The organism is Pseudarthrobacter linnaei, assembly GCF_055412825.1.
Genome location: NZ_JBVAYX010000002.1, coordinates 273,911 through 298,909 on the forward strand (window position 1 = coordinate 273,911; position 24,999 = coordinate 298,909).

Genomic DNA, 24,999 nt, shown 5'->3' on the forward strand with positions numbered 1-24,999 from the left:
ACATCCTCATCCAGTATCGGAGCATCCATGAGTACTGCAGCAAATTCCGGGGCCTCCACGGACATTCTCGCGATCGCCAACATCCCAGTCCTGTGGGTCCTGGCCATCGGCGTCTTCGGGGCCATCATTCTCCAGACCGTCATCTACATGCGCGCGGCCAGGAAGGCGGGGCCCGCCGCTGACATTTCCGAGACCGAGCTGAAACAATCCTTCCGTGCCGGTGCCGTGGCGGCGATCGGCCCGTCCCTCGCCGTCGTGCTGGTCAGCATTGCGCTGATGACACTGTTCGGGACGCCCGCAGTGCTGGTCCGGATCGGCCTGGTGGGCTCTGCAGCCACAGAATCCGCATCGGCGAGCCTTGCCGCCACGACCATGGGGGCAACGCTCGGCGGCCCGGGTTACAACCAGAGCGTCTTTGCGGTGGCCTTCATGGCGATGAGCATGTCCGGTGCCATGTGGATGATTTCCACGTTGATCCTCACCCCGATCCTCCGGCGCGGTGACTCGAAACTGCGCAAGGTCAACCCGGCCCTGATGGCGATCGTTCCCGCGGCCGCCCTGATCGGGGCGTTCGCCAGCCTCGGCATTGCGGAGCTCGGCAAGACCCCGGTGCATATCATCACCGTCATCGTGTCCGCCCTGGTCATGGGCATCTGCCTCGCGCTGGCCAAGAAGTTCGACGCCGCGTGGCTCCGGGAATGGGGACTCGGGATCTCGATCCTGGTTGGCCTGTTCGTCGCCTACGCCGCCCACACGTCCGGCATGGCTGCCTAGGCAGCGAACTCCAGCCATATCCCGTCTCGAAAGGATTGATTTTCATGACCGCTCTCGATACTGATGCCTCCCGCGCCGCGACCCTCCTCCAATTCGACCGCACCACCTCCCGCTGGGGCCAGATCACCATGGGCTCCGCACTCATCCTCTCGGTCGCAGCTCCGCTCTACCTGGTGCTCTTCGGCGACCTGGGCATCACCTCCGGCCAGGTCTGGACGGCCTTCTTCGCCGTCGCGGCCGCGTTCTTCGTGTTGTGGTTCGTCGAGCCCATCACCTACTACCCCGTCCTCGGCCCGGCCGCGATGTACCAGGCCTTCATGATCGGCAACATCGCCAACAAGCTGCTCCCGTCGGCCCTGGTGGCCCAGGCGACCGTCGGCGCCAAGGCCGGCACCAAACGGGGCGAGTTTGCGGCCCTCATGGCCATCTGCGGAGCCGCGATGGTGCACGTGTTCTCGATGCTGCTGTTCGTCGGCGTGCTAGGCACCTGGCTGGTCAGCGTCATCCCGACCGACATCGTCGACGTCGCCCGGCTCTACATCTTCCCCGCCATCATCGGCGCCGTCCTGGTCCAGCTCGTCGTCACGATGAAGCAGCCCCGGGTGACGGTCATCGCCGTCGTCGTCGCCGTCGTGGTCCTCTTCGTCCTGGTCCCCGCCGTGCCGGCGCTCGCCAAGCCGGCCACCGGGATTGTGGTCCTCCTGACGGCGACCCTGGCGTGGTTCCTGCGGCCCCGCAAGGACGCGCCCGCCGCCACCACCTTGGTGAACTAGGCGCATCCGAACCATGCTCACTGAGCTAAGCCGAGTGAGCGCCCGAACCGAACTCCCAACTCCCAACTCCTCCGGAAGGAACCCCATGACCACCAGCACTGCTTTGTTTGAACTCAGCGACACCCGCCAGGCCGAAATGCACGAGCTTTACCGCCACCTCCACGCCAACCCCGAACTCTCCATGCAGGAGACCAACACGGCGGCGTTCATCCAGCAGAAGCTCGACGCCCTGGGCCTGGAAACGTTCGTGTGCGGCGGCACCGGCGTCGTCGGGATCCTGCGCAACGGGACCGGACCCGTGGTGGGCTACCGGGCGGACACCGACGGCCTGCCGATGAAGGAAGAGACCGGCCTGGAGTTCGCCAGCACCGCCACCGGCACGCTCGCGGACGGCACGCCTGTCCCTGTGATGCACGGCTGCGGGCACGACACCCACATGACCGTCGCCCTGACGGCCGTGCAACTGCTGAGCGAAAACCTGGACGCGTGGTCCGGAACCGTGGTCTTCATCTTCCAGCCCGGCGAGGAAACCGGCGCCGGAGCCAAAGCCATGATCGCGGACGGACTCTGGGACAAGGCCCCGAAGCCGGAAATCATCTACGGGCAGCATGTCTGGCCGGGCCTATCCGGGACAGTCAACATCAGCAGCGGCACGGCCATGGCCATGGCCGACTCCTGGAAGGTCACCGTCCACGGCCGCCAGGCGCACGGTTCCCAGCCGGAACAATCCATCGACCCGATCGTCCTCGGCGCCCACATGGTGGTGCGGCTGCAGACAGTCGTCTCCCGCGAGGTCCACCCGATGAAGTCCGCCGTGGTGACCGTGGGCACCTTCCACGCCGGGCTGAAGGAAAACATCATCCCGGCCACGGCCGAGTTCTCCATCAACGTCCGGACGTTCGACGTCGACGTCCGCACCCGGGTGCTCGACTCCCTGCGGCGCATCCTGCACGCCGAAGCGGACGCCTCCGGCGCCCCGGCCCCCGCGATCGAGGAAATCTCCAGCTTCCCGCAGTGCTACAACGACCCCGCCTCCGCCGACGCCCTGATCTGCGAGTTCCAGGCGGCCCTCGGCGAGGACTGCGTGAACGTGGTCCCGCCGGTGATGGGCAGCGAGGACTTCGGGCTCCTGGCCGAGGTGCTGGAGGTGCCGTCCGTGTACTGGATGTTCGGTGCCTACACGCAGGAAAGGCTCGACGCCGAGACTCCCCTTCCCGGGAACCATTCCCCGTACTTCGCGCCGGACGTCGAGCCAACCCTGAGCACGGGCCTCCGCGCCGCCTTGACCTCCCTGCTCTCCCGGGTGGGCCGGTCCGGGGCCGCGCTATGACCGACCCGGCGGCCCGGTCCGGGGCCACCCCGGCCGCACGCCAGGCAGCTTCCGCGGCGGCCGACGGCATCAGCGCGCTGTCCGCCAAGGAGCTGACCGCCGCCATCCGGCGTCGGGACATCTCCGCACGAGAGGCCCTCCATGCGCACTTCGCGCGGATCGACGCCGTGAACGGAGCGCTCAACGCGGTGGTGACCGAGGACCGTGAGGGCGCTGCGGCGCGGGCGACTGCCGCCGACGCGCTCACCGTCTCCGGGGCGGAGCTCCCGCCGCTCCATGGCCTGCCCATGACGCACAAGGACACCAACAACACCAGGGGGCTGCGGACCACGCAGGGCTCGGTGATCTTCAGGGATTTCGTGCCGGACTTTGATGACCTCATCATCGCCAGGTTCAAGGCGGCCGGGGTGGTCACCTCCGGCAAGACCAACGTGCCGGAGTTCGCGGCGGGCTCGCACACCTTCAACGATGTCTTCGGCACCACCGTCAACCCCTATGACACGGCTAAAAGCGCTGGCGGCAGCAGCGGCGGCGCGGCCGCCGCCATCGCGGCCCGCGTCCAGCCGCTTAGCGACGGCAGCGACATGGGCGGCTCGCTGCGCATCCCGGCATCGTTCTGCAATGTCGTGGGGTTTCGGCCGTCTTTGGGCGTGATCCCGGTGGCGCCGACCCGCAACGCGTGGGCCTGGCTCGCCCGGACCGGTCCCATGGCCCGCGACGTGGAAGACATTGCCTTGGCCATGGTGGCCGTGGCCGGGCCGGACCCCGCCGTGCCATTCGTCGCGCCGGTGGCGGCCGGGCGATTCGCCGAGCCGCTGCGGCGGGACCTGACCGGCCTGCGGATTGGCTGGTCGCCGGACTTCGGCCTGGGCGTGCCGGTGGAGAAGGAGGTACTGCGCGTCCTGGAAAGCCAGCTGCGGATCTTCGAGGAGCTCGGCGCCACCGTTGAGGAATCCGCGCCGGACCTGCGGGACGCGGATGAAGTGTTCGGCACCACCCGGGCGTTCGATTTTGCCCTGGGCATGGGTGAGTTGGTGGGCAGGCACTTGGACGTGGTCAAGCCCGAGGTGCGCTGGAACGTGGACCGGGGGCGGGCCCTCAGCGGGCAGGACCTGGTCTCTGCCGCCCTCGCCCGGACCCGGCTGGACACCAGCGTGCGGCGCTTCTTCAGCCGGTACGACGTGTTCGCCAGCCCCACCGCGCAGTTATTGCCCTTCGAGGCGTCCCTGCGGTACCCGATGTCCATCAACGGCGTCGAGTTCGAGACATACCTGGACTGGATGCGCTCCGCCTGCCTGATCTCCGCGACCGGCATCCCTGCCATCTCGGTCCCGGCCGGGTTCAGCGACGGCGGCCTGCCGGTGGGGCTACAGCTGGCCATGAACCACGGGCAGGATTTCGAGCTGCTCCAGGTCGCCTACGGCTACGAACAGGCCACTGGCCACGCTAAGCGGGAGCCAGCCGTGGGGTGACGGGCGGCCGGGGCGCTGACACTGCGGAAACTCCCCGCCCGGTGCCCGAAACCGTTTACATCGGGCCCGCCGGGGGCCAGAATTAGTCCCGCACGGCCACTGGCCCGGCGGCGCGCTGGGCCATCGGCGGATCACGCGGCCACCTCTCGAGGGAGTGTCATGAGCACTGCTTCTCCGGCTTCACCGAACGTTTCACGGCGCGCCGCCACCCTCGCGTCCGTCCCGTCGCAGCAGCGGATCAATACCTTTCTCCGCGACTCCGTCTACGCCCGCCGCCAGCACCTGCTGGGCGTCTGCGACCTGGCCCTGGGCAACCCGCACCAGATGCCGCAGGCCGCCTACGTCGAGGCCCTGGCGGACGCGCTGACGCCCCGGAACGAGCGCTGGTTCGCCTACAAGACCAACGAGCTGGAGGCACAGGCCGCGGCGGCGGCGTCCCTGCAGCGGCTGCTGGGGATGCCGTTCGAGCCGGCGGACATCCACCTCACCACGGGCGGTTTCACCGCGATTCCGCTAGGGCTGAAGGCCGTGGCCGACCCCGGCGACGAGGTCATCTTCACCCTGCCGCCCTGGTTTTTCTACGAGCCGCTGGTGCTCGAGGCCGGACTGGTGCCGGTCAAGATCCGCTGCGAGCCCGGGACGTTCGACGTCGATCTGGCGGCACTGGGTGCGGCCATCACCCCGCGGACCAGGGTGGTGATCGTCAACACGCCCAACAACCCGACCGGCCGGATCTACCCGCCCGCGCTGCTGAAGGACCTGGCGGCCATGCTCGAGGGCGCCTCGCGCAGCAACGGGCGGCGGGTCTACCTGCTCTCGGACGAACCGTACAACCGGATCGTCTACGACGGCGCCCGGTTCCACAGCCCCGCCGAACACTATCCGTATACGCTCCTGGCCTATTCGTACGGCAAGACCCATCTGGCGCCCGGGCAGCGGATCGGCTACCTGGCGCTGCCGCCGACCATGCCGGACCGCGGCCCGCTGCGGGAGGCGATCATTGCCCTGCAGATGGCGCTGGGCTGGATCTACCCCAACGCGCTGCTGCAGTATGCGCTGCCGCGGCTGGAGGAGTTCTCGATCGACGTCGGGCAACTGGAGCGCAAACGCGACCTGATGGTGGAGGCGCTGACCGGCATGGGCTACCAGGTCACGCGGCCGGAGGGGGCGTTCTACCTGTTCGTCCGCACCCCCGCCGACGACGACGAGCAGTTCACCGCCGCCCTCGCGGACCAGGACGTGTTCGTGCTGCCGGGCACCCTGTTCGAGACCCCGGGCTATTTCCGGATCTCGCTCACCGCCTCGGAGGACATGATCCAGCGCGCCCTGCCGGTCTTCGCCGCGGCGATCCAGGACTCGGGCGGGGCACTGCCGCAGCACTGACACGCGCCGTCGTCCGCCCGTTGGGCTTGGTGCGCGACGGCGGCGCGCTTTCCCTACGTCGTGGCCCCGTCGGGGCTGATCGCGCGGATGCTGTTGTTCCGCTTCTCGTGGGTGAGTTCGGCCAGGCCCAGCGCCTCCAGCAGTGGCGGCAGGTACATGCCGAACCTGCCCCGGTAGCCGTTGCGGAGCCCGTACCAGCCGTGGACCGGGTTCGAGGCGTCCCTCCCCCAGGCTTCCACGGTTCCGTCGGCCGCGGGCTTCTTCTCGTCCGCGGCGCCCAGCGGAACCCAGCCGCCCTGTGCCGTGAGCCAGTGATGCAGGTCCTCGACGGCGCGCAGGTGGTACTTAAGCGTGGTGGATCCGATCTGGCACACCAGAGCGGGAGGATCGGCGCCCTCGTCGCGGTACATGCTGTACTCCGATGTACCGGGAGCAGTCAGCAGCTGCCAGGGGTCTTCCTTCGTACCTTGCGCCATGTCGGGCCTTCCTCACACTCGTGGTTCGGTCGTACACAGCATAGTTACCGACTCGGGGAGACGTGCGGAAAAGTGTGCACTAGGCCGGGTCAGCTGTTTATCCTCCGGATCAGGGCCGCCGCATCCTGCACTGCAGGGTGATTGAGGGTCAGCGTTTCCGGAGCGCCGGCCACACTGAGTCCCGCGATGTCCCACAGTCCATAGCTTGCCCAGCGCGGCTCGTAGAAGGACCACCAGGACAGCCCGGCGTAGTCGCCCGTCTCGTACATGGACCGCGCCCACTGCTGTGTGGACCCACGGTCCTTGGAGACAACACTGCTGGGACGCAGCGACCAGTCCTGCAGCACCTGAGGGTCATCAAGGTCCAGGATGGCCGGGTCCCCGGTGTACTTCACAAGGGCTTTTACCGTCCCTGCCGGGGCCCCCGGCGGCGGATCCAGCACTTCAGGCCTCCAGACTGCGAAGTCGCCGAGAGCTTCGGCAACGGCACCCTCCGGTGAATCGCCGACATAGAGCACCAGATAGTCCCGGTCGGGGTCATCGACGCGCCCGGATCCCTGCCTGGGCCAGATGTAGAGCGGATGCCCGTTCGAGGCGGGTTCAGTGGCGGCCGGAAGATAGTTCACTACGCGCCAGAATTCCACTAGGCGAAAGCCCCCTGCTCGTGGGCGCGGATCGCCTCGATCACGGGTGCTGCACCTTCGAGCCGGTAGACGTCTATCGGCCGGGCATCGAGATGGGCGTTGTGCCCCTCCATCCAGAGGATGGCCTGAGCCGGGGTGAATGCACTGTGGAGATGGCCCACCAGAGAGTCGAGGTCGGCCAGTAGGGCACGGTTCTCTTCGTTCGGTGCGTCTTTGCCGGACGCCCACCGGCTAGGGCGATCCTTGTTGACGCCCAAGAGTGCGGCGACTGTGTTGTTCCCGAGGGCATTGACGAGGCGCTGCGTCATGGCGCCCGGTCCGTAGTCAGGAGCGTTCTTTTTAAAGCCGCTCAAGCTGATGGTGCTTGTCTCTGCCGGCGCTTTTGTATGGGCCTTCGAACGTGCCGGCCGGCGCTTCTGCACTTGGGTCAGATCCTTAGGAATTAGACCGGCGCCGTCACGGACCTTAACAGTAAACGCACGGCCGGGGCCTTTCAGGATGACAGTCTGCTCTGGGATTGTCCGCTTCGCCTCCATAGCCCAACACTATCCGTTGGGCAGCTCCGAGAATAGTGCTTGGGCTCTTCTTTGATCCCCGCCCCGAGGGGAGCGCCGAACGGCGTCCGGCCGTGTTTGCCGGTGGGCGACGCGCTGAGTACGCCCAGACCTCGGGCCTGATCGGCGGCGTGGACCGGGACGCTGCCGACGTGGTCAGGTAAATAGCAAGGCGTGCGCCGGAACCCTCAGTAGTTGCGCCGGTGCTTCAGCCGCGGGATGGTGATGGCGAACACCGAAGCGGCCGCGAAGCCAAGCACGCCGGTGGCTGCCACCCCGGCCCCGAGCGATACCACAGCCGTCACGCCTGAGAGCAGCACCGGCCCACCCGTGGCGCCGGCGTCGGCCATGAACCGCCAGATGCCCAGGAACTGGCCGCGGCCGTTGTCGGGTGAGAAGTCGGCGCCGAGCGTCATGTTCAGGCCCGAGCTGATGCCGTTGCCGAAGCCGATCAGCAGCGCCGCGAGCAGCAGCCCCGCGAAGCCCGTGCTGAGCGGGATCAGCAGCATGGCCGTGCCCATGATCAGGGTCGAGGGAATGGCCACCCACTGCCGGCCCTTGCGGTCCATCAGCTTCCCGGCCGGATAGAACACCAGCATGTCGATGGCGCCGGAGAGCCCGTAGATCAGCGAGGCCTGCGTCGCGTCCATCCCCAGGTGTTCGGCCCAGAGCGGGATCACCACCTGCCGGGACGCGCGCAGCGCACTGAGCAGCAGCACCCCCACGCCCACGGACAGGAACACCCCGGCGTGGGAGGCGGCGACGCTGCGCAGCGTCGCCTGCGGGACGGGGACGCCGCCGTCCGGTACGGGCCTGGCCACCAGGTCCGGAATGGTCACCGACAGGGCCGCGGCCGCCGCCATGGCGACGACGCCCACCCAGTACGCGCCGGTGATGCCGGCGGACTGCATCACGGCGGCGCCGATGAAGGGGCCGATGAAGATGCCGATCCGGTTGACGCCGCCGAGTGTGGACAACGCCCGCGCCCGGAGGACCACCGGGACCGCCTCGGTCAGGTACTTCTGCCGGGCCAGGCTGAAGACGCTCGCGGCCATGCCGACGACGAGCATCGCCGCGGCGAGCAGCCAAAGCCCGTCGGGCAGCAGCGGGGCCAGGGCCGCGGCGGCGAGCGCGACGGCGCTGGCCGCCGCGGCACCGACGATTGCCCAGCGTTCGCCGAACTTCAGCGTGATAAGCGAGGCAGGCAGGTTGAAGAACCAGGAGCCGAGACCGATCAGGGTGACCACCAGGGCGGCGACGGCGACCGAGGCGCCGAGGCCGCGGGCGGACAGTGCCACCACTGGCAGGATGGCGCCCTCGCCGATGCTGAACAGCAGGGCCGGGCCGAAGGCGGGGACGGCGATGCTGCGGAGGCTGAACGGCGCGGTCTGTGTGGTGCTCATCCCCTTCATCCTAGGCCGACGGCGAGCCCCAAGCGCCCAGGCGTTGAAGTGCGTAGGCGACGAAGTGTTGAGGCGTCGGCGTGCTCAGGCGTCGAAGTGGGTGCGGACTTCCCCGGCGGTGAGGTTCTTGAGGATCTCGGCTGCGACGACACGAAGTTTTTGGTTCCGGTTGCTGGAGACCCGGGTGAGGATTCCCATGGCTTCCTCCTGGGTACAGCGGTTCTGGGCCATCACCACTCCGCAGGCCAGGTCGATCGAGGTGCGGTGTTCCATGGCGGCCTGGAGGTCCTCCGCCCGGGACTGCGCGGTGCCGATCCGAACGGCCAGGCGCAGGGAGCCGCCGGCGAGGTCAGCGAAGCCTGCCGCCTCGGTGATGATGTTCTCGGTGAAGATCCCGGTACCGGGGGCGAAGAAGTTCAAGGCTGCGGTGGCGCCATCGCCGATTTCCAGGGGCACGCCCAGGGTGCTGAAGCACCCGTGGCTCGCCAGTTCCGCCTGATAGGCCGGCCAGCGCGGATCGGTTCTTACATCGGCCAGCAGGACCACGGACTTGGTCCGCAGCGCCTCGATGCACGGGCCCTCACCGAGGGCCTGCTCGATGCGGTCCAGGGTGACCGCCCGCTGGCTGCTCCCCGCCACGGTCATGGTCTTCTTCCGGCGCTGCAGCGTCACGCCGCATTCAATCTCGGCGCCGGCGGCGTGGCTGAGCGTTGCCGCCGAGAATCCCGCGAGCTGGTCGAGGAAGTCCTCGACGTTCTCGGTTCCCATCAGGAGGTCCTGCAGTTGCAGGGCTGCTTCGTCCCCGGCGTTGTTGGTCATGCCTAAAATGTAGGGCGGTCCCCGGCCCGACACAAATTCAGCCCGGGGGACCAGCCATTAAACGTAGCCGTCCACGATCGCGGCGGCGATCTCTCGGTAGGCGCGTCGGGTTTCCGGGCGGAGCACATCAAGGGTGACCAGATCGCCGTCGGCCACTCCGCGGTCGTGCGGCACAGCGATCAGCTGGCGGCAGATACCGGACAGGTGGTCCTCGATCGCGTCCTTGTCCACCCGCGAGGAGACCTCGTCCTTGTCCGTGATCACGACGATCGCGTTGCGCGCCAGTTCCTCGTAGCCGTGGCCGGCCAGCCAGTGCAGGGTGCTGCGGGCACGCTTTGCGCCGCTGACCGCATAGCCAGCCGCGATGATGAGGTTGTCCGCGGACTGCAGGATGCCGCTCATGGCGTTGTGCGTGACCCCGGTGCCGCAGTCGGTGAGGGCTACGGAGTAGTAGCCGGAGATGAGCTTGCGGATGCGCAGGTATTCCTCGGCGGTCAGCGAGTCCGAGACCTCGGGGTCCTGTTCACCGGCTATCAGGTGAAGCCGGCCGGCGTGGTGCATGTACCGGGCCAGGGCGGTGAGCGAATCGATGGATTCGATGTTCTTGAGCAGGTCCGTGATGGTGCGCGGGCTCTGCTGCTGGTAGATGCCTTCGCCAAGGGCACGCTCAACGAGGTCGCCGGAGTCCGGGTTCGCGTCGATGGCGCATGGCGGGTCGCCGCGGTACTCCGCCAGGGTGAGTCCGACACCGACGGTAGTCGAGGTCTTGCCGATTCCACCCTTGAGGCTCAGGACGGCGGTGTTGTAGCTGCCCTGGAGCTGGCGGGAGATGCGCCGGGCGAGTTCGTCTTCCTCGCGCTGCCGGGGACTTGGGCCGAGATTCAGCCCGCCGCCGGTCATCCTGTAGAGGGCGCCGCGGACACCGCCGACGGGGCGGGGCTTCTGCTCGCGGACAAAGAGCCCGGGCGAGCTGATGAAGTCGGGAGCCGGGGCGGTCAGGGCGGCGGCCCGGCTGGCGGAGCGAGTGGCACGTCCCGGCAGGGCCGGCACGGCGGGGGCACTGTCCGGCGCCGCCGGCACAGCTGAACGGCGGGACGAAGGAACGACCGCTGCGAAGGCCGGCGACTCCGTCTCGAACTCCTCGAACGCCTGCCGGTCAACGTCAGCTGACACGGCGGCGTCCGAGGCAGCCACCGCCGGCGGAGCGGCGGGCAGCTCGGGGGCGGCCGGGACCTGCCGGATCAGGGGGAAAGTCCCGGCGGCGGCATTGCGCTCGTCGGCAGCTTCGGCGGCCTCGGCCCAAGAGCTACGGCGCAGCGGACGCGCCGCCGGGTTGTCGACGGCGTCGGAGTTTGTGATCGGCATGGTTCCTGTCCGGGAATCGGAGTCCTCGCCGCGGCGGCGCTCGCGCCGGCGACGGAGTTCGGGTTGATCTGCCTCAGCGGCAGCGTTGGCTGTCTTGTTGTCCACCGGATCGGGCATATTGGTCCCCCCTGGGACTCACAGCGCAGACCGCTGCGGTGCTCGGTTGTATTGGTTCAACCGCAATTCTAGGCGCTGCCGTGAGTACCCTTGCCATCGGCAGCCTCAAGCCGCGGACTCAGTGGTGTGCCCGGGTCTCCTGCAGGCGCTTAATGAACCATCGGGACTGCTCGGGCCCGTAGGGAAGGATCGGGATGGCCTTGGTGGCGTCGTCCGGGGTCTCCCTTGTCGCCTGGGTGGCCTGCCGGACGGCCGTAGTCATGGTGTTGGCCATGGTCTTGACGAACTGGTCACTGCACGGTTCTCCGTGCCCGGGGATCAGGAATTCGTAGCGGTGGCGGAGTGCCGAGACGTGCCGGAGGACATCTGCCCATTCTTCGGGGTAGGAATCCTCGAAGGACGGGTGGGAGCCCTGCTCCACCAAGTCGCCGGCGTAGAGGGTGGTCGCCGTCCCGACCAGGAGGTCGCCGTCGGTGTGTCCAAGGCCCAGATAAAAGAGCGTGACGGTCTGGCCGCCGAGATCCACCAGGACCGGCTGGTCCTTCACGATCGCATTTGGCACGACGAGTTCGGTGTTGCTGCCCTCGGCTGCTGCCATTTCCGGCTCATCCGCCCCGACGGCGCGGCGCTGAGTGTCGCCAGCCTCGTCGATCTCGGCGGCACAGTTTTCATGCGCCCAGAACTCGGTGACGCCAGCATCGGCGAACACCGCATTACCAAAGAAGTGGTCGTAGTGGGCGTGGGTGTTAACGACGACCAGCGGCAACTGCGTCTTTTCCCGCACGGCGTCAAGAATCTCGCGTCCCTGCCTCGGCCCGCCGCCGGTGTCGATCACAAGGGCGCGTTCGGAGCCGACAACCAAGCCGGTGTTGAGCAGGGAACCTTGGGTGGTCAGGACGTAGTTGTCCGGGCCAACCTCAAGCCATCGTGACATTATGATTCTCCGTATTCCGGCATATTTCCGGCGTCGTTGGTGCGATGTTCTGCCCTCGATTGTACGCACCGGAACTGGTCCCAAGCTGGAAGCCGGCACCGCCAGTTAGGCCCTTCCTCGAGCGCAGCCCGCGGCTGGTTTAGAGGTCCGCGAGCACCGAACCCGGGTTCTCGATCGCGTCGGCCACATAGCGCAGGAAGCCGCCGGCGGTTCCGCCGTCGCAGACGCGGTGGTCGAACGTGAGGGTCAGCTCGGTGACTTTGCGGACGGCAAGTTCGCCGTTGACCACCCAGGGCTTGTCGATGATGCGCCCGACGCCGAGGATCCCGACCTCGGGGTGGTTAATGATCGCGGCGGAGCCATCCACCCCGAACACACCGTAGTTGTTCAAAGTGAAGGTGCCGCTGCCCAGCTCCGCGGGGCTGGCCTTGCCGTCGCGGACGACGCCGGTAAGCCGCCGGATCTCCGCGTCCAGTTCACGGGCGCTGAGTTGGTCGGCGTTGCGCACCGACGGCACCATCAGACCGCGGTCGGTCTGGGCCGCGAAGCCGAGGTTGACCCCGTCGAACGCCACGATCTCCTGGGACGCTCCCCCGGTGGTGTCCTCGGTGGTGACGATCCGCGTGTTCAGCTCCGGGAACTTCTTCAGCCCCGCGGTGACGAAGCGCGCGATGAATGCCAGCAGGCCCGGGGTATGGTGCGGGTCAGCCTTCTTCAGCGCGGCACGCATCTCCACGAGGGCCGTGGCGTCGACATCGACCCACACCGTGGCCTCGGGGATCTCGGAGCGGCTGCGGCTCATGTTCGCCGCAACAGCCTTCCGCACGCCACGGACGGCAGTCCGGCCGGAAATGCCCAGCCCCGTGCGCGCGTCGGTGTCGCCGACGGTCACGACCGGAGCTACCGCCGGAATCTCCACAGCCGCGGGACGTTCAACCGCCGGGGGCTTGATGAGAGCCTCAACGTCACGCCGCATGATGAGACCGCTGTCCCCGGACCCCTGGAGCTCGCCCAGATCGACCCCGTGCTCGCGCGCCATCCGCCGGACCAGCGGGGAAATAACGGCCCCCAGCTTTCCGGGCACCCGGGTCCGCATCAGCAGCAGGTCATCCGCTGCCTTCTCAGCCGCGGGCACCTGGGCCGCCGGCTCGGCCACTGCGGTGCCGGACGAGGATTTCCGGGGCCGACTCCTGCGGGCAATCCCGTGCCCGCCGGGAGTTCCGTAGCCGATCAGGACGTTTCCGGACCCGGCCTTTTCTTCCTCGCGGTAGACCTCCGCGGCAACGTCGGCGGTGTCGGCAGGCTTGGACACCGCAGCAGCGGCAGGCGCCGCCGCCGAGCCGACGGGTGTCACGGAGATCAGCGGCTTTCCGACGTCGAGGGTCTGGCCGGGCTCGCCGTGCAGCACGGCGACGGTGCCGGCGTACGGGGAGGGGACCTCAACCATGGACTTGGCCGTCTCTACCTCGGCGATCGGCTGGTCGACGCTGATCTCGTCGCCCACGGCCACGAGCCAGTTCACGAGTTCGGCTTCGGTGAGGCCCTCGCCGAGGTCCGGGAGGAGGAATACTTTCGGTTCGGTCATGGTCAGTCTTCCCACTGGAGGTCGTCAACGGCGTCGAGGATGCGGTCGACGCCGGGCAGGTAGTAGTGCTCAAGCTTCGGCGCCGGGTACGGGACGTCGAAGCCCGTGACGCGGCGGATCGGCGCGGCCAGGTGGTGGAAACAGCGCTCCTGGACCCGGGCAACGATCTCGGAGGCTACGGAGGCGAAGCCGTGGGCCTCGGCGATAACGACAGCCCGTCCGGTCTTGCGCACGGAGGCGCAGACCGTCTCGTCGTCGAATGGCACGATGGAGCGGACGTCGATGACCTCGAGCGAGCGCCCCTCTTCGGCCGCTGCGGCGGCTGCGGCGAGCGCCGTCGGGACCGAGGGCCCGTAGGCGATCAGGGTCGCGTCCGTGCCCGGGCGGGCGACGGCGGCGCGGCCCTCGGAGGAGGTCCCCCGCTCGGCGTTCTCGGCATGTTCGGCGCGCAGTGCGTCCAGGTCCACCTGGTCCTTGGACCAGTAGAGCTTCTTGGGCTCCATGAACATCACAGGGTCGTCGGAGTCGATGGCCTCGCGGAGCATCCGGTAACCGTCGGCGACGGTGGCCGGGGTGAAGACCTTGAGCCCTGCGGTGTGGGCGTAGTACGCCTCGGAGGAGTCACAGTGGTGCTCCACGCCCCCGATCCCGCCGGCGTAGGGCACCCGAATGACCATGGGCAGTTTCACGGCGCCCTTGGTGCGGTTGTGCATCTTGGCGACGTGACTGACGATCTGTTCGAAAGCCGGGTAGGCGAACGCGTCGAACTGCATCTCGATGACCGGGCGCATGCCGTTCATCGCCATGCCTACGGCCATGCCGACGATGCCGGACTCGGCCAGCGGGGTGTCGAAGCAACGCTCCTTACCGAAGGTCTTAGTCAGCCCGTCGGTGATCCGGAAGACCCCGCCCAGCATGCCGACGTCCTCGCCGAAGACCAAAACGGAGGGGTCCGCGTGCATGGCGTCGGCCATGGCGGTATTCAGCGCCTTGGCCAGGGTGATGGACTGCGGGCCGGTCTCCGCTGCCTTCTGCTCAGCAGCAGTCGCTGCGGTGGCGGCGGCGCGGGCGGTGGCGGCGCTGACGTTGCCGTTCGCCTCGGACGAGGTGGTGATGGTGGGGCTCATTTCGCGGCCTCCGTCTTCGATGCGGCGTCGCGGGCGAGTTCGTCGGCGAGCATGGCGGACTGTTCCTTCAGCTGGGGTGTGGGCGTGGAGAAGACGTATTTGAAGAGGTCCTGCGGTTCCACCGGGACTTCCTCGCTGAGTCCGTCGCGGAGCTGGGTGGCCACGGTTTCGGCCTTCCCGGCGATCGTGGCAGCGTGGTCGTCGTCGAGCAGTCCGCGGTCCGTCAGGTAGGTCTTCATCCGGCTCAGCGGGTCCTTGGCCACCCATTCTGCGACTTCGCTGTCCTGGCGGTACCGGGTGGCGTCGTCGGCGTTGGTGTGGGCCTGCATGCGGTAGGTGTGCGCCTCCACCAGCAGCGGGCCGGAGCCTTCCCGGGCGAGCCTGACGGCGCGGCCCAGCACGGCGAGGAGCGCGACGACGTCGTTGCCGTCCACGCGCTCCCCGGCCATGCCGTAGCCCACGGCCTTGTGGGCGAGCGATGGTGCAACGGACTGGTGCGCGAGCGGCACGGAAATCGCGTATTGGTTGTTCTGGACGAAGAACACGACGGGCAGGTGGAACACTGCGGCGAAGTTCAGCGCCTCGTGGAAGTCGCCCTCGCTGGTGGCGCCGTCACCGCACATGGCCAGGACCACGGTGTCCTCGCCGCGGAGCTTGGCGGCGTGGGCCACGCCGACGCCGTGCAGCAGCTGGGTGGTCAGAGGGGTGCACTGGATGCCGACCTTGTGCTTGGACGGATCGTAGCCGCCGTGCCAGTCACCGCGGAAGAGTGTCATGGTCTGGACCGGATCCACGCCGCGGGCCATTACGGCCACGGAGTCGCGGTACGTGGGGAACATCCAGTCGCCCTCGGACAGGCACAGGGCGGCGGCCACCTGGCAGGCCTCCTGGCCGTGGCTGGACGGGTAGACGGCCATGCGGCCCTGCCGGACCAGCGCAGAGTTCTGGTCGTTGACGCGGCGTCCGACGACGAGCTGCTCGTAGGCGGCCAGCAGTTCCTCGTCGCCGGGGAGGGAGTATTCGTGGCCGGGCTGGGCGCCCTGTTCGGCGTGCGGGTTCAGGGTGCCGTCCGGGCCCACCATCTGGATCTGGTGCCGCGCAGGCAGCATATAGTCCTCCACGGTGATGCCGAACTTGCGCACCGCCTCGGTGGCGGCGTCTTCCGGCGCAGGGCCCGGTGTTGCAACGCCAGGCGTCTGGTCCCCGGGCGCCGGGTGCTGCGCAGTGTGGTCTGCGGAGATCGTCATTGGTCCGTCCTTCTGTAGCCACTATTCGTTCCCAGTATGGCGCGGGGCGATGTTTCGTATCCAGCTCCGGCTGAAATCTTGGAGAAGTCCAGCGAACAGGACTACTCTGGAAGACGAATCGTAAGTGTGAGCTGGATTACCGGCGGGGGTTGTGGACGAATGGCAGATGCCGAGGCGGACCAGACGGCGGTACCGCTGGATGATGTGGACCGGAACATCATTGCGGAGCTGACCCGGGACGGCCGGATGTCCGTCACCCAGGTCGCGGAAAACGTCCATATCTCGCGTGCTCACGCGTACACGCGGATCGCCCGGCTGACCGGCGAAGGGGTCCTGACCAAGTTCACTGCGCTGGTGGACCCAATCAAGGCCGGCCTGAAGTCCTCGGCCTACGTGACTCTGAAGGTGCGGCAGCATTCCTGGCGCGAGCTGCGGGAACTGCTGCGCGCTATCCCGGAGGTGCACCATATAGCCCTGGTGGGCGGGGACTTCGACGTCATCCTGCTCGTACGCGCGGTGGACAACATAGACCTGCGCCGGGTGATCTTCGACCAGCTGCAGTCCATGCCCGGGGTTCTGGACACCCAGACCTTCCTGGTGTTCGAGGACGTGGACACCCGCTAGCGGCTCCACCGCCGCCCGGCTGTGATAGCTATGGGAACCGTGGGGAGCCATTGGCACGAAAATCAACGCCTGCAATGGCTGGTCCGTGCCGGCGACATCGCCGCCCTCGCCACCGCCTGTGAGCAGAATGACCTGGACCCCAGATGACCTGTCAGCAGGGCCGGTTGTTGTGGGTATGGCTCTGGTTGCCGCGGCATCTGGTGGCAGACAGCGGCCTTGGGCGCGACCGACACGGCAGGCACCCTGCTCGGAATTCTCCTGGCCCAGGAATCCCGGGGCCGAGGAAAGGACGCGGAAGCTAGGGGCTAGCTGACGAACGCCTTCATCCAGCTCTTGAGCTCTTCGCCGAATTCCACCCGTTCCGAGGCGATCGAGATGACGGCCTTGAGGTAACTCAGCTTGTCGCCGGTGTCGTAGCGGCGGCCTTTGAAGACCACCCCATACACGCCGCCGCCTTCACACTCCGAAAGGGCCAGAGTCTGCAAGGCATCCGTGAGCTGGATTTCGCCGCCGCGGCCGGGCTCCGTTTCCTCGAGGACGTCGAAGACCGCCGGGTGGAGCACGTACCGTCCGATGACGGCCATGTTGGAGGGGGCATCGCCGATCGAGGGTTTTTCCACCAGTCGGTTTACGCGCACATGGTTTTCGCCGTCGACGGCTGAAATATCGGCGCAGCCGTAGGCGCTGATCTCAACGGGGTCCACTTCGATCAGTGCGATGACGGAGCCTCCCGTTCGGGCCTGCACCTCGATCATGGTGCTCAGGAGCTCGTCGCGCTCGTCGATCAGGTCATCGCCCAGAAGAACGGCGAAGGGCTCGTCCCCCACGTGCTGGCGCGCGCAGAGCACGGCGTGCCCCAGGCCCCTGGGGTCGCCCTGACGGACGTAGAAGAGGGGTCCCAGACTGGAGGCGTGCTGGACGGCTTCCAGTTTCTCCAGATCACCCTTGAGTTCCAGTGCGCGTTCCAGGCTGGGCTCACGGTCAAAGTGGTCCTCGAGGGCGCGCTTTTGACGGCCGGTAATCATCAACAAATCGGTCAGGCCAGCGCGAACTGCTTCCTCGACAACGTACTGGATCGCCGGCTGGTCGACCACCGGCAGCATTTCCTTCGGCATGGCTTTGGTGGCGGGCAGGAAGCGTGTCCCGAGTCCCGCGGCCGGAATGACAGCCTTAATTACTGGTTTCCCCGCAGTCATAGACGAACCCTACAAGCGCCCCATCAAAATGAGAACGGCTTCAACACAAGACAAGTACCAGAGACAACTTGGTTCCGCGTAGTTCGTATTTCGGGGCTGCCAGCCCTTGAATACAGGTTTGCGCTTTTCTGGAACGCCGGGAACCCTTTCCGAGTAATTCCCTTTCTGGCGGAGGCGGGCCTGCTCGGCGTTCTCCTCTTCCGTGGACGCCCGGAGGCCCAGCCGCTGGTCCGGATGTGTGCCACGAGGTCCGTGCTGGCGGTGAAAGCGCCGGTGGCGCCGGTGTACCCGTGCCGCCCGAATCGAGGGTGGCCCGAATCGAGGGTGGCCCCAGGTTCGCGAAGGGGGAACCGAACTTGGCGTTCTCCGCCACGTGGACCACGCCCGTGGCCAGCGATGCCCCCGCCCGCACAGAACGCGCGGCCCTCTCCCCGAAGCAGCAGCGCCAGTACCTCACCGCGGGAGGCGGCGGCAGCGGCGTCGTCGTACGCCCGTGACAGGTCCCTGAGCGCCTGCCCGCCCAGGGAGTTGCGCTTATGCGGGGCGTTCAGGACGATCTCGGCGAAGTCGACGGTGACTTCCGATGTCGTGGGGCGGGACTGGCAGGTGAGCAGGTGGCCCTTGTCCAGCTCGTCCTGTTCCAGCACGTAGTTCTCGTCCATGGTGACGGCACCGGTGACCACCTTGGCGCGGCCGGTGCCGCAGACGCCGCCGGCACAAGCGAACGGCACGTCGGGGCGGACCCGCAGGGCTGCGTTCAGGATGGATTCCCGGGCATGCGTGGGGCCGGCCACCTCACCTTGGAGGCCGTCCAGTTTCAAAATGACGCCTCATGGGCACCTCTGCCCATCGCAGGGCCCGGATTTGTCAGACATACTACTGGTTGCAGTTTTTTCCAATATTGGGGGATGTCTTGAATAACGACCAGCAGCCCGGCGTACCGCAGCAGCCGGAGAACAACGGGTGGCAGCAGCCCGGCCAGCAGAACCAGCAGGGTCAGCCGGGCCAGCCGGGCCAGCAGGGTCAGTACCAGCCCACCCCTGGGCAGCCGCCCTATCCCCCGCGCGCAGACCAGGACAACGCTGGGCAGCCGCCCTATCCCCCGCGCGCAGACCAGGACAACGCTGGGCAGCCGCCCTATCCCCCGCGCGCAGACCAGGACAACGCTGGGCAGCCGCCCTATCCCCCGCGCGCAGACCAGTACAACGCTGGTCAGCCGCCCTACGGCGATCCCAACCAGGGACCGTACGGCCAGCCGGGACCGGGACAGTTCGGCCAGGCCCCGCCCAAGGGCGGGATTCCCGTTTGGGGCTGGGTTGCCGGCGGCGTGGGTGTAACTGCGGTCCTGGCAGTTACAGGGGTCATGGTCCTGGGAGGCCTCGCTTCGGGCAAGGGGCCCGAAGCGACGCCGACGCCGGCGCCCACCGAAAGCACCCGAAGCTCGGAGTCCCCGAACGCCACCGACGGGGCTACTCCGGACAATTCCCCGGCCGCAGCCTCCGGCGGCGAAAGCGTGTATCTCTTCCACGACGCGGACTTCACCTCACCGCCTGTCTGGTCCACCAAGATCCCCGACGGCTGGAAAATGTCGGACGTCAAGGGCGGCACCGTCACGTACCGCAGCAGTGACAACCCCTGTATCTTCACCACCCACCAGGCCATCCTGCCGCCCAGGGACGCCACAGTTGACGAAGAAGCAACCGCGGCCACAATGCAGATCGAGATCGAGGGCGTCAAGTCCTTTGCTGGATCGCCGGTGACAGTGGTGAGCGATTCTGGTTCGACTTACACCAAGCTGCGGAATGCAGGCGGCAATGTGATTGAACTTCAGGAGGCCGAACTGCGGTTCACGAACAAGGGCAACACGGACCTGGTGTACCGGATTGCGGTGCGTTCCATGCCCGCCGGAAACGGCCTGATGGAACTCAACCTCGCCTGCCCGGCCAACCTGCCCACGGAGTCAGAGCTCTGGTCCGAACTGAGGGACAGCGTAGTTATGGTGGACGATCCGGCGGCCTGATTTCACCTGCCCTTGAACTGCGGGGTCCGCTTCTCCTGGAAGGCCCGGAATCCTTCCGCATAATCCCCGGTCTTGCAGAGGCGGGCCTGCTCGGCGTTCTCCTCTTCCATGGACTCCCAGAGGCCCAGCCGCTGGTCCCGGATATGCGCCACGAGGTCCTTGCTGGCGGTAAACGCGCCGGTGGCGCCGGCGGCGGCCTTGGCGACGATGGCGCGGGTGTTCTCCAGAAGGTCAGCTGCGGGCATGGCCCGGCTGAACATCCCCTGCGCCACGGCGTCCGCGCCGCTCATGAGGTCGGCGGTGTAGATCAGGTCCAGGGTCCGGTGCATGCCGAGGCGTTCGGTGAAGTACCAGTGCCCGCCCGAATCGAGGGTGGCGCCCAGGTTCGCGAAGGGGGACCCGAACTTGGCGTTCTCCGCCACGTAGACCACGTCGGTGGCCAGCAGCAGGCCCAGCCCCACGCCCAGGCAGGCCCCCTGCGCCGCTGCGAAGGTGGGCGCCGGGAACTCTGACATCTTCTTCAACAAGGGCTGCAGCAGCCCGCCCAGATATCCCTGGACGTCGTCGGTCTCCGGTGTGACGCCGGCGATGTCCCGGCCTGCACAGAAGGCCCGGCCCTCTCCCCGGAGCAGCAGCGCCCGCACCTCACCGCGGGCGGCGGCGGCAGCGGCGTCGTCGTACGCCTGCGACAGATCCCTGAGTGCCTGCCCGTCCAGGGAGTTGAGCTTATGCGGGGCGTTCAGGACGATCTCGGCGACGCCGTCGGCGATGGAAAGGGAAATCACGGTGCTCCTGGGGTCGGGGCGGGAAGTGGGACTGGATGCTTAGACGTCGAAGTCGACGGTGACTTCCGGCGTCGTGGGGTGGGACTGGCAGGTGAGCACGTAGCCCTTGTCCAGCTCGTCCTGTTCCAGCGCGTAGTTCTCGTCCATGGTGACGGCACCGGTGACCACCTTGGCGCGGCAGGTCCCACAGACGCCGCCGGCACAGGCGAACGGCACGTCGGGGCGGACCCGCAAGGCCGCGTTCAAGATGGACTCGCGGGCGTGCGTGGGGCTGGCCACCTCGCCCTGGAGGCCGTCCAGCTTGAAGGTGATCTTGTGCGTCGCCTGCGACTCGTCCACAATCACCGGACGCCCGGCATTGCCCTCAGGCCGGTCCGGCTTGCCGGTGGTGAACAGTTCGAAGCGGACGTGCTCCGGGTTGACGCCGCGCTCGGCCAGGGTGTCCCGGCAGAGCTGGACGAGTTCGAACGGGCCGCACAGGAACCACTCGTCGACGTCGTCGGCGTGGATGGCGGTCCCCAGCAGGGCCTGCAGTTTCTCCGCGTCAATCCGGCCGCTGAGCAGCGGGGCGATCCGCTGTTCGCGGGAGAGCACATGGTGCAGGGCGAGCCGGGCCGGGTACTTGTCCTTCAGGTCGGCGAGTTCCTCGAGGAACATCACGTCCATGGCGGCCTTGTTGGCGTAGACCAGGTCGAAGCGGGTTTCCGGGTGTGCCGCGAGCAGCGTGCGGGCGATCGCGATGACCGGGGTAATCCCGGATCCGGCGGCGATCGCGACGAAGGAGCCGGGCTCCCCCGCGAGTTCGGTGGCCATGGCCTCCGGGTGGTTCATCGAGTTCATCAGGTTCTGCTCTTTGCCATCCCGGCCGTGCCTGGACACGAACGCGCCCATCGGGCTCATCACGTCCAGGACGTCGCCGGCCTTGAGCTCGGCGTTCGCCCAGGTGGAGAACAGCCCGCCCAGGTCCTTCTTGATGGCGACCCGAATCTCGCTGCTGCCGTCCGCAAAGCTCCGCGGTTCGGCGCAGATCGAGTAGCTGCGCCGGATCTCCTTCGGCTCGCCGTTCTCATCCGGCAGGGTGGTGCGCAGCGCGACGTACTGGCCCGGGAGGTAGTCGAACTGCCCGGCGAGCTCAGCCGGAACGCCGAAGTTCACCTCGATCGCGTCGTCGGTGAGCCGGCGGACCTCGTCCACCGTCAGCGGGTGGAAGGACGCACGACGGCGCCCGGTGGCGGCGGCCGTTTCAGCGGCGGTCTGGCGGACAACAGGCATGGGTGCTTCCTTACAGGACTTTGAAGTAGTCGAACGGTTCCTTGCAGTCCTGGCAGACATACAGCGCCTTGCAGGAGGTGGAACCGAAGCGGGTGAGTTCCTTGGTGTTCAACGATGAACACTGCGGGCATTTGACGGCAAGGGACAGGCGGACCGGCCCGGCGTGCCGCACGGCGGCCGAGTGTCCGGAGGGCGGCGCGATGCCGTATTCCTGCAGCTTCGCTTTGCCGGACTCGCTCATCCAGTCGGTGGTCCACGCCGGGGAGAGGACCATTTCCACGGTGACGCTGGGGTAGCCCTCGCGGCTGAAGGCCGCCTTCAGGTCGTCACGGATGGCGTCCATGGCCGGGCAGCCGGAGTACGTCGGCGTGATGGTGACCTGCACCGCGGGGACCATGCCACCGTCGTCGTAGAGCTGGACGTTGCGCAGGATCCCCAGGTCCTCGATGGTGAGGACCGGGATTTCCGGGTCGCAAACGGTGGCAGCGAGGTCCCAGGCCTTCTGCTCCGGCGTCTTCTGCTCCGCCGGGCGGCCGTCCGCGGCGGTGGGGTGGCTGACGTACATGTCCATGGTGGTTACCAGCTGGCGCCTGGGTACTCGCGGGCGAGCACCTGCATTTCGGCGAGGAGGTAGCCGAGGTGTTCGGAGTGCAGGCCCTGGCGTCCGCCGCCGGGGGCGGGCTTGACCGCGGGGACGTCCAGTCCGGCGGCGGCGAGGACCTCGCCGGTGAGGCGGTCGAAGTCCGCGCGCAGGCTGGAAGGCTCGACGGCGGCGCCGGCCGCGCTGAGGCGGGCGGTGAGTTCGTCATCGCGGAACAGCTCGTCCACGTAGGGCCAGATGACCTTGAAGCCGTGGATCATCTTCTCGCGGGACTCGTCCGTGCCCTGGGCCAGCCGCAGCACCCACTGGGCGCTGTGGTCGCGGTGGTAGTCCACTTCCTTGACGGCCTTGGCGGCGATGCCGGCCAGGGTGGCGTCGGTGGACTGGGTCAGCCGGCGGTAGAGCTCGAACTGGTAGTAGCTGACGACGAACTGCCGGGCGATGGTGACGGCAAAGTCGCCGTTCGGGAGTTCGAAGATCTCCACCGAACGGAACTCGGGTTCGCGGCGGAAGTACGCGAGGTCATCCTCGCTCCGGCCGTCAAGTCCGCCGGCGTAGCTGAGGAAGGACCTGGCGTGGCCCAGCTGATCCAGGGCGATGTTGCCGAGGGCGATGTCTTCCTCGAGCTCCGGGGCACGGGAGATCCAGTGGCCGAGGCGCTGGGCGAGGACCAGGGCGTCATCGCCCAGGCGCAGGGCGAGCTCCGCGACGTCCTGGCCCGGCTTGGCGGTGCCGCGGCTGACGGCAAGGGCGATGTCCTCGGGACGGAGGGCGTTGCCGGGGGTGATGCGGGTGGCGCTGGCCGTGGCCTCGCCGCTGTTGCCGGAGCCCTTGACGCCGACGGAGATGTCGCCGTGGCCGCCGGTTTCTTCTGCGGGGGCCACTGCCGCGGCTGCCGTGGTTTCGGGTGAGGTGCTCACAGGTGCTTCACGCCCTCGCTCTTGGTGTAATACGTCGCGTGCCGGTAATCCTTGCCCTGGGGCGACTCGAAGAACGAGCCCTTGGCGTCCGGATCGCTCGAGGCGATGGCGTCCGCCGGGACAACCCAGATGGACACGCCCTCGTTGCGGCGGGTGTAGAGGTCACGGGCGTTGCGCAGCGCCATGGCGGCGTCCGGCGCGTGCAGGGAGCCGGCGTGGACGTGGGAAAGCCCGCGGCTGGAGCGGACGAAGACTTCCCAGATGGGCCAGACGTTACCTGCGTGCGGTTCGGGGGTGGTCATGCTGCGGATTCCTTCTCTGCTTGCTTACGGCTTTGCTTGTCCGCGTAGGCGGCGGCGGCTTCGCGGACCCAGGTGCCCTCATTGTGGGCTTCGCGGCGCCGTTCCAGGCGCTGGGCGTTGCAGGGGCCGCGGCCGGCGAGGACTTCGTGGAATTCATCCCAGTCCAGCGGGCCGTGCTCCCATTTCTTGGTCTCCTCGTTGAAGCGGATGTCCTTGTCCGGGAGGGTGAGCTCCAGGACCTTGACCTGCTCCATCATCATGCCGACGAAGCGGTTGCGCAGCTCGTCGTTGCTGAATCGCTTGATGTTCCAGGCCATGGACTGCTTGGAGTTCGGCGAGTCGTCATCCGGCGGGCCGAACATCATCAGGGCCGGGGCGTACCAGCGGTTCACCGCGTCCTGGGCCATCTGCTTCTGCTCGGGTGTGCCGTGGGAGAGTTCCAGCAGGATCTCGAAGCCCTGGCGCTGGTGGAAGGATTCTTCCTTGCAGACGCGGACCATGGCGCGGCCGTAGGGGCCGAAGGAGGCGCGGCAGAGCGGCACCTGGTTGGCAATGGCGGCGCCGTCGACCATCCAGCCGATGGCGCCCATGTCCGCCCAGGTGCGGGCGGGGTAGTTGAAGATGGAGGAGTACTTGGCCTTGCCGTCCATCAGGTCCTGCATCATCTGATCGCGCGGCTGGCCGAGAGTCTCGGCGGCGGAGTACAGGTACAGGCCGTGGCCCGCCTCGTCCTGGACCTTGGCCATCAGGATGGCCTTGCGCTTGAGGCTGGGGGCGCGGGAGATCCAATTGGCTTCCGGCTGCATGCCGATAATCTCCGAGTGCGCGTGCTGGGAGATCTGGCGCAGCAGGGTCTTGCGGTATGCCGGGGGCATCCAGTCGCGGGGTTCGATCCGCGAGTCTTCCGCCATGACTTTGTCGAAGTATGCCTGGCCTTCAGCCTCACGCCGGGCCACATCTTCAAGGCTCTGTTCGTGCCGTGCCGCTGATGGCTCTCCGGGCACTGACTGCAGGGTCTGCGATGCCATGGTTGCTCCTATGCATTTCCGATAAATAATTACCGACCGTTCGTTCAGGATATGCGGAAGGCGGGAGATGCGTCAAGCACCGGGGCGCTCCGTTGGGGGTGCTCGCCGGTATTGGCCACCCTCGTCATGTTGAGCTGGAACTCCCGGTTCGCACCGACCTGCCATCCACCCCGGAATGAGCCTCCCGCGAAACGCCCCACTCCGTTCGTATCCTGACCGTGTGCACCGGCAACATCTGCCGCTCCCCC

General features: G+C 67.6%; 24 protein-coding genes and 2 pseudogenes. 7 read left to right on the forward strand and 19 right to left on the reverse strand.

Annotated features, from left to right (window positions below; translation table 11 throughout):
- The first annotated feature begins 27 nt into the window (after window positions 1-27).
- From ACZYZ3_RS03270 to ACZYZ3_RS03290, 5 genes are all read left to right on the forward strand, one after another.
- Window positions 28-774, forward strand: coding sequence for a DUF5058 family protein (locus tag ACZYZ3_RS03270; protein ID WP_463962407.1), 747 nt, complete (start codon window positions 28-30; stop codon window positions 772-774).
- A 44-nt stretch (window positions 775-818) separates the two neighbouring features.
- Complete coding sequence (locus tag ACZYZ3_RS03275) at window positions 819-1,547, forward strand: hypothetical protein (protein WP_463962408.1); 729 nt, start codon at window positions 819-821, stop codon at window positions 1,545-1,547.
- A gap of 85 nt (window positions 1,548-1,632) precedes the next feature.
- Complete coding sequence (locus ACZYZ3_RS03280; RefSeq protein WP_463962409.1) at window positions 1,633-2,877, forward strand: amidohydrolase; 1,245 nt, start codon at window positions 1,633-1,635, stop codon at window positions 2,875-2,877.
- Window positions 2,874-4,349: an amidase gene (locus ACZYZ3_RS03285; RefSeq protein ID WP_463962410.1), complete on the forward strand. Its 1,476-nt coding sequence runs from the start codon at window positions 2,874-2,876 to the stop codon at window positions 4,347-4,349. Before ACZYZ3_RS03280 ends, ACZYZ3_RS03285 begins: the two co-directional genes overlap by 4 nt.
- Before the next feature lie 159 nt (window positions 4,350-4,508).
- Window positions 4,509-5,732, forward strand: coding sequence for an aminotransferase class I/II-fold pyridoxal phosphate-dependent enzyme (locus ACZYZ3_RS03290; RefSeq protein WP_463962411.1), 1,224 nt, complete (start codon window positions 4,509-4,511; stop codon window positions 5,730-5,732).
- A gap of 53 nt (window positions 5,733-5,785) precedes the next feature.
- Here the strand turns inward: ACZYZ3_RS03290 and ACZYZ3_RS03295 are convergent, their stop codons facing one another.
- The 10 genes from ACZYZ3_RS03295 to pdhA form a co-directional block, all read right to left on the reverse strand.
- A complete protein-coding gene (locus tag ACZYZ3_RS03295; RefSeq protein WP_463962412.1) occupies window positions 5,786-6,208 on the reverse strand; it encodes a DUF6855 family protein in 423 nt (140 codons plus the stop codon).
- 89 nt (window positions 6,209-6,297) lie between these two features.
- Window positions 6,298-6,834 (reverse strand): RES family NAD+ phosphorylase, encoded by a 537-nt coding sequence (locus ACZYZ3_RS03300; protein WP_463962413.1) that lies wholly within the window; start codon window positions 6,832-6,834, stop codon window positions 6,298-6,300.
- 17 nt (window positions 6,835-6,851) lie between these two features.
- Window positions 6,852-7,388, reverse strand: coding sequence for a hypothetical protein (locus tag ACZYZ3_RS03305; protein WP_463962414.1), 537 nt, complete (start codon window positions 7,386-7,388; stop codon window positions 6,852-6,854).
- Between the two features lie 206 nt (window positions 7,389-7,594).
- The gene (locus ACZYZ3_RS03310; RefSeq protein WP_463962415.1) at window positions 7,595-8,809 is read right to left on the reverse strand and encodes an MFS transporter; all 1,215 of its coding nucleotides are present in this window, start codon (window positions 8,807-8,809) and stop codon (window positions 7,595-7,597) included.
- Between the two features lie 84 nt (window positions 8,810-8,893).
- Window positions 8,894-9,628, reverse strand: a complete 735-nt coding sequence (locus ACZYZ3_RS03315; protein ID WP_463962416.1) for a GAF and ANTAR domain-containing protein — start codon at window positions 9,626-9,628, stop codon at window positions 8,894-8,896.
- 57 nt (window positions 9,629-9,685) lie between these two features.
- On the reverse strand, window positions 9,686-11,098 hold the full coding sequence (locus ACZYZ3_RS03320; protein ID WP_463962417.1) for a MinD/ParA family ATP-binding protein: 1,413 nt from the start codon (window positions 11,096-11,098) through the stop codon (window positions 9,686-9,688).
- A gap of 130 nt (window positions 11,099-11,228) precedes the next feature.
- Complete coding sequence (locus ACZYZ3_RS03325; protein ID WP_463962418.1) at window positions 11,229-12,044, reverse strand: MBL fold metallo-hydrolase; 816 nt, start codon at window positions 12,042-12,044, stop codon at window positions 11,229-11,231.
- 139 nt (window positions 12,045-12,183) lie between these two features.
- Entirely contained in the window at window positions 12,184-13,629 is a 1,446-nt protein-coding gene (locus ACZYZ3_RS03330; RefSeq protein WP_463962419.1) for a dihydrolipoamide acetyltransferase family protein, read from the reverse strand.
- Between the two features lie 2 nt (window positions 13,630-13,631).
- Complete coding sequence (locus tag ACZYZ3_RS03335; RefSeq protein ID WP_463962420.1) at window positions 13,632-14,756, reverse strand: alpha-ketoacid dehydrogenase subunit beta; 1,125 nt, start codon at window positions 14,754-14,756, stop codon at window positions 13,632-13,634.
- Window positions 14,753-16,003, reverse strand: coding sequence for a pyruvate dehydrogenase (acetyl-transferring) E1 component subunit alpha (gene pdhA / locus ACZYZ3_RS03340; protein ID WP_463962421.1), 1,251 nt, complete (start codon window positions 16,001-16,003; stop codon window positions 14,753-14,755). The genes ACZYZ3_RS03335 and pdhA overlap by 4 nt, the downstream gene beginning before the upstream one ends.
- Before the next feature lie 159 nt (window positions 16,004-16,162).
- Between pdhA and ACZYZ3_RS03345 the strand changes: the two genes are divergently transcribed.
- Complete coding sequence (locus ACZYZ3_RS03345; RefSeq protein ID WP_463962422.1) at window positions 16,163-16,627, forward strand: Lrp/AsnC family transcriptional regulator; 465 nt, start codon at window positions 16,163-16,165, stop codon at window positions 16,625-16,627.
- A gap of 305 nt (window positions 16,628-16,932) precedes the next feature.
- On the opposite strand, the gene galU is transcribed toward ACZYZ3_RS03345, so the two are convergent.
- The 3 genes and pseudogenes from galU to ACZYZ3_RS03360 all read right to left on the reverse strand — a co-directional run.
- On the reverse strand, window positions 16,933-17,823 hold the full coding sequence (galU, locus tag ACZYZ3_RS03350) for a UTP--glucose-1-phosphate uridylyltransferase GalU (protein ID WP_463962423.1): 891 nt from the start codon (window positions 17,821-17,823) through the stop codon (window positions 16,933-16,935).
- A gap of 102 nt (window positions 17,824-17,925) precedes the next feature.
- A pseudogene (locus tag ACZYZ3_RS03355) lies at window positions 17,926-18,380 on the reverse strand (enoyl-CoA hydratase/isomerase family protein); the annotation flags it as partial.
- A gap of 6 nt (window positions 18,381-18,386) precedes the next feature.
- A pseudogene (locus ACZYZ3_RS03360) lies at window positions 18,387-18,650 on the reverse strand (2Fe-2S iron-sulfur cluster-binding protein); the annotation flags it as partial.
- Window positions 18,651-18,736: 86 nt separating this feature from the next.
- Here ACZYZ3_RS03360 and ACZYZ3_RS03365 point away from each other — a divergent pair.
- Entirely contained in the window at window positions 18,737-19,843 is a 1,107-nt protein-coding gene (locus ACZYZ3_RS03365) for a hypothetical protein (RefSeq protein ID WP_463962424.1), read from the forward strand.
- 2 nt (window positions 19,844-19,845) lie between these two features.
- Here the strand turns inward: ACZYZ3_RS03365 and ACZYZ3_RS03370 are convergent, their stop codons facing one another.
- The 6 genes from ACZYZ3_RS03370 to paaA are packed head-to-tail and all read right to left on the reverse strand — an operon-like array spanning window position 19,846 to window position 24,751.
- Window positions 19,846-20,628: an enoyl-CoA hydratase/isomerase family protein gene (locus ACZYZ3_RS03370; protein ID WP_463962425.1), complete on the reverse strand. Its 783-nt coding sequence runs from the start codon at window positions 20,626-20,628 to the stop codon at window positions 19,846-19,848.
- Window positions 20,629-20,667: 39 nt separating this feature from the next.
- Entirely contained in the window at window positions 20,668-21,900 is a 1,233-nt protein-coding gene (gene paaE, locus ACZYZ3_RS03375; protein WP_463962426.1) for a 1,2-phenylacetyl-CoA epoxidase subunit PaaE, read from the reverse strand.
- 10 nt (window positions 21,901-21,910) lie between these two features.
- Complete coding sequence (gene paaD, locus ACZYZ3_RS03380; protein WP_463962503.1) at window positions 21,911-22,465, reverse strand: 1,2-phenylacetyl-CoA epoxidase subunit PaaD; 555 nt, start codon at window positions 22,463-22,465, stop codon at window positions 21,911-21,913.
- 11 nt (window positions 22,466-22,476) lie between these two features.
- The gene (gene paaC, locus ACZYZ3_RS03385) at window positions 22,477-23,421 is read right to left on the reverse strand and encodes a 1,2-phenylacetyl-CoA epoxidase subunit PaaC (protein ID WP_463962427.1); all 945 of its coding nucleotides are present in this window, start codon (window positions 23,419-23,421) and stop codon (window positions 22,477-22,479) included.
- On the reverse strand, window positions 23,418-23,723 hold the full coding sequence (paaB, locus tag ACZYZ3_RS03390; RefSeq protein WP_024367847.1) for a 1,2-phenylacetyl-CoA epoxidase subunit PaaB: 306 nt from the start codon (window positions 23,721-23,723) through the stop codon (window positions 23,418-23,420). The genes paaC and paaB overlap by 4 nt, the downstream gene beginning before the upstream one ends.
- Window positions 23,720-24,751 carry a 1,2-phenylacetyl-CoA epoxidase subunit PaaA gene (paaA, locus tag ACZYZ3_RS03395; RefSeq protein ID WP_463962428.1) on the reverse strand — a complete coding sequence of 344 codons (1,032 nt, stop codon included), beginning with the start codon at window positions 24,749-24,751 and terminating at the stop codon, window positions 23,720-23,722. Before paaA ends, paaB begins: the two co-directional genes overlap by 4 nt.
- Between the last annotated feature and the right edge of the window lie 248 nt (window positions 24,752-24,999).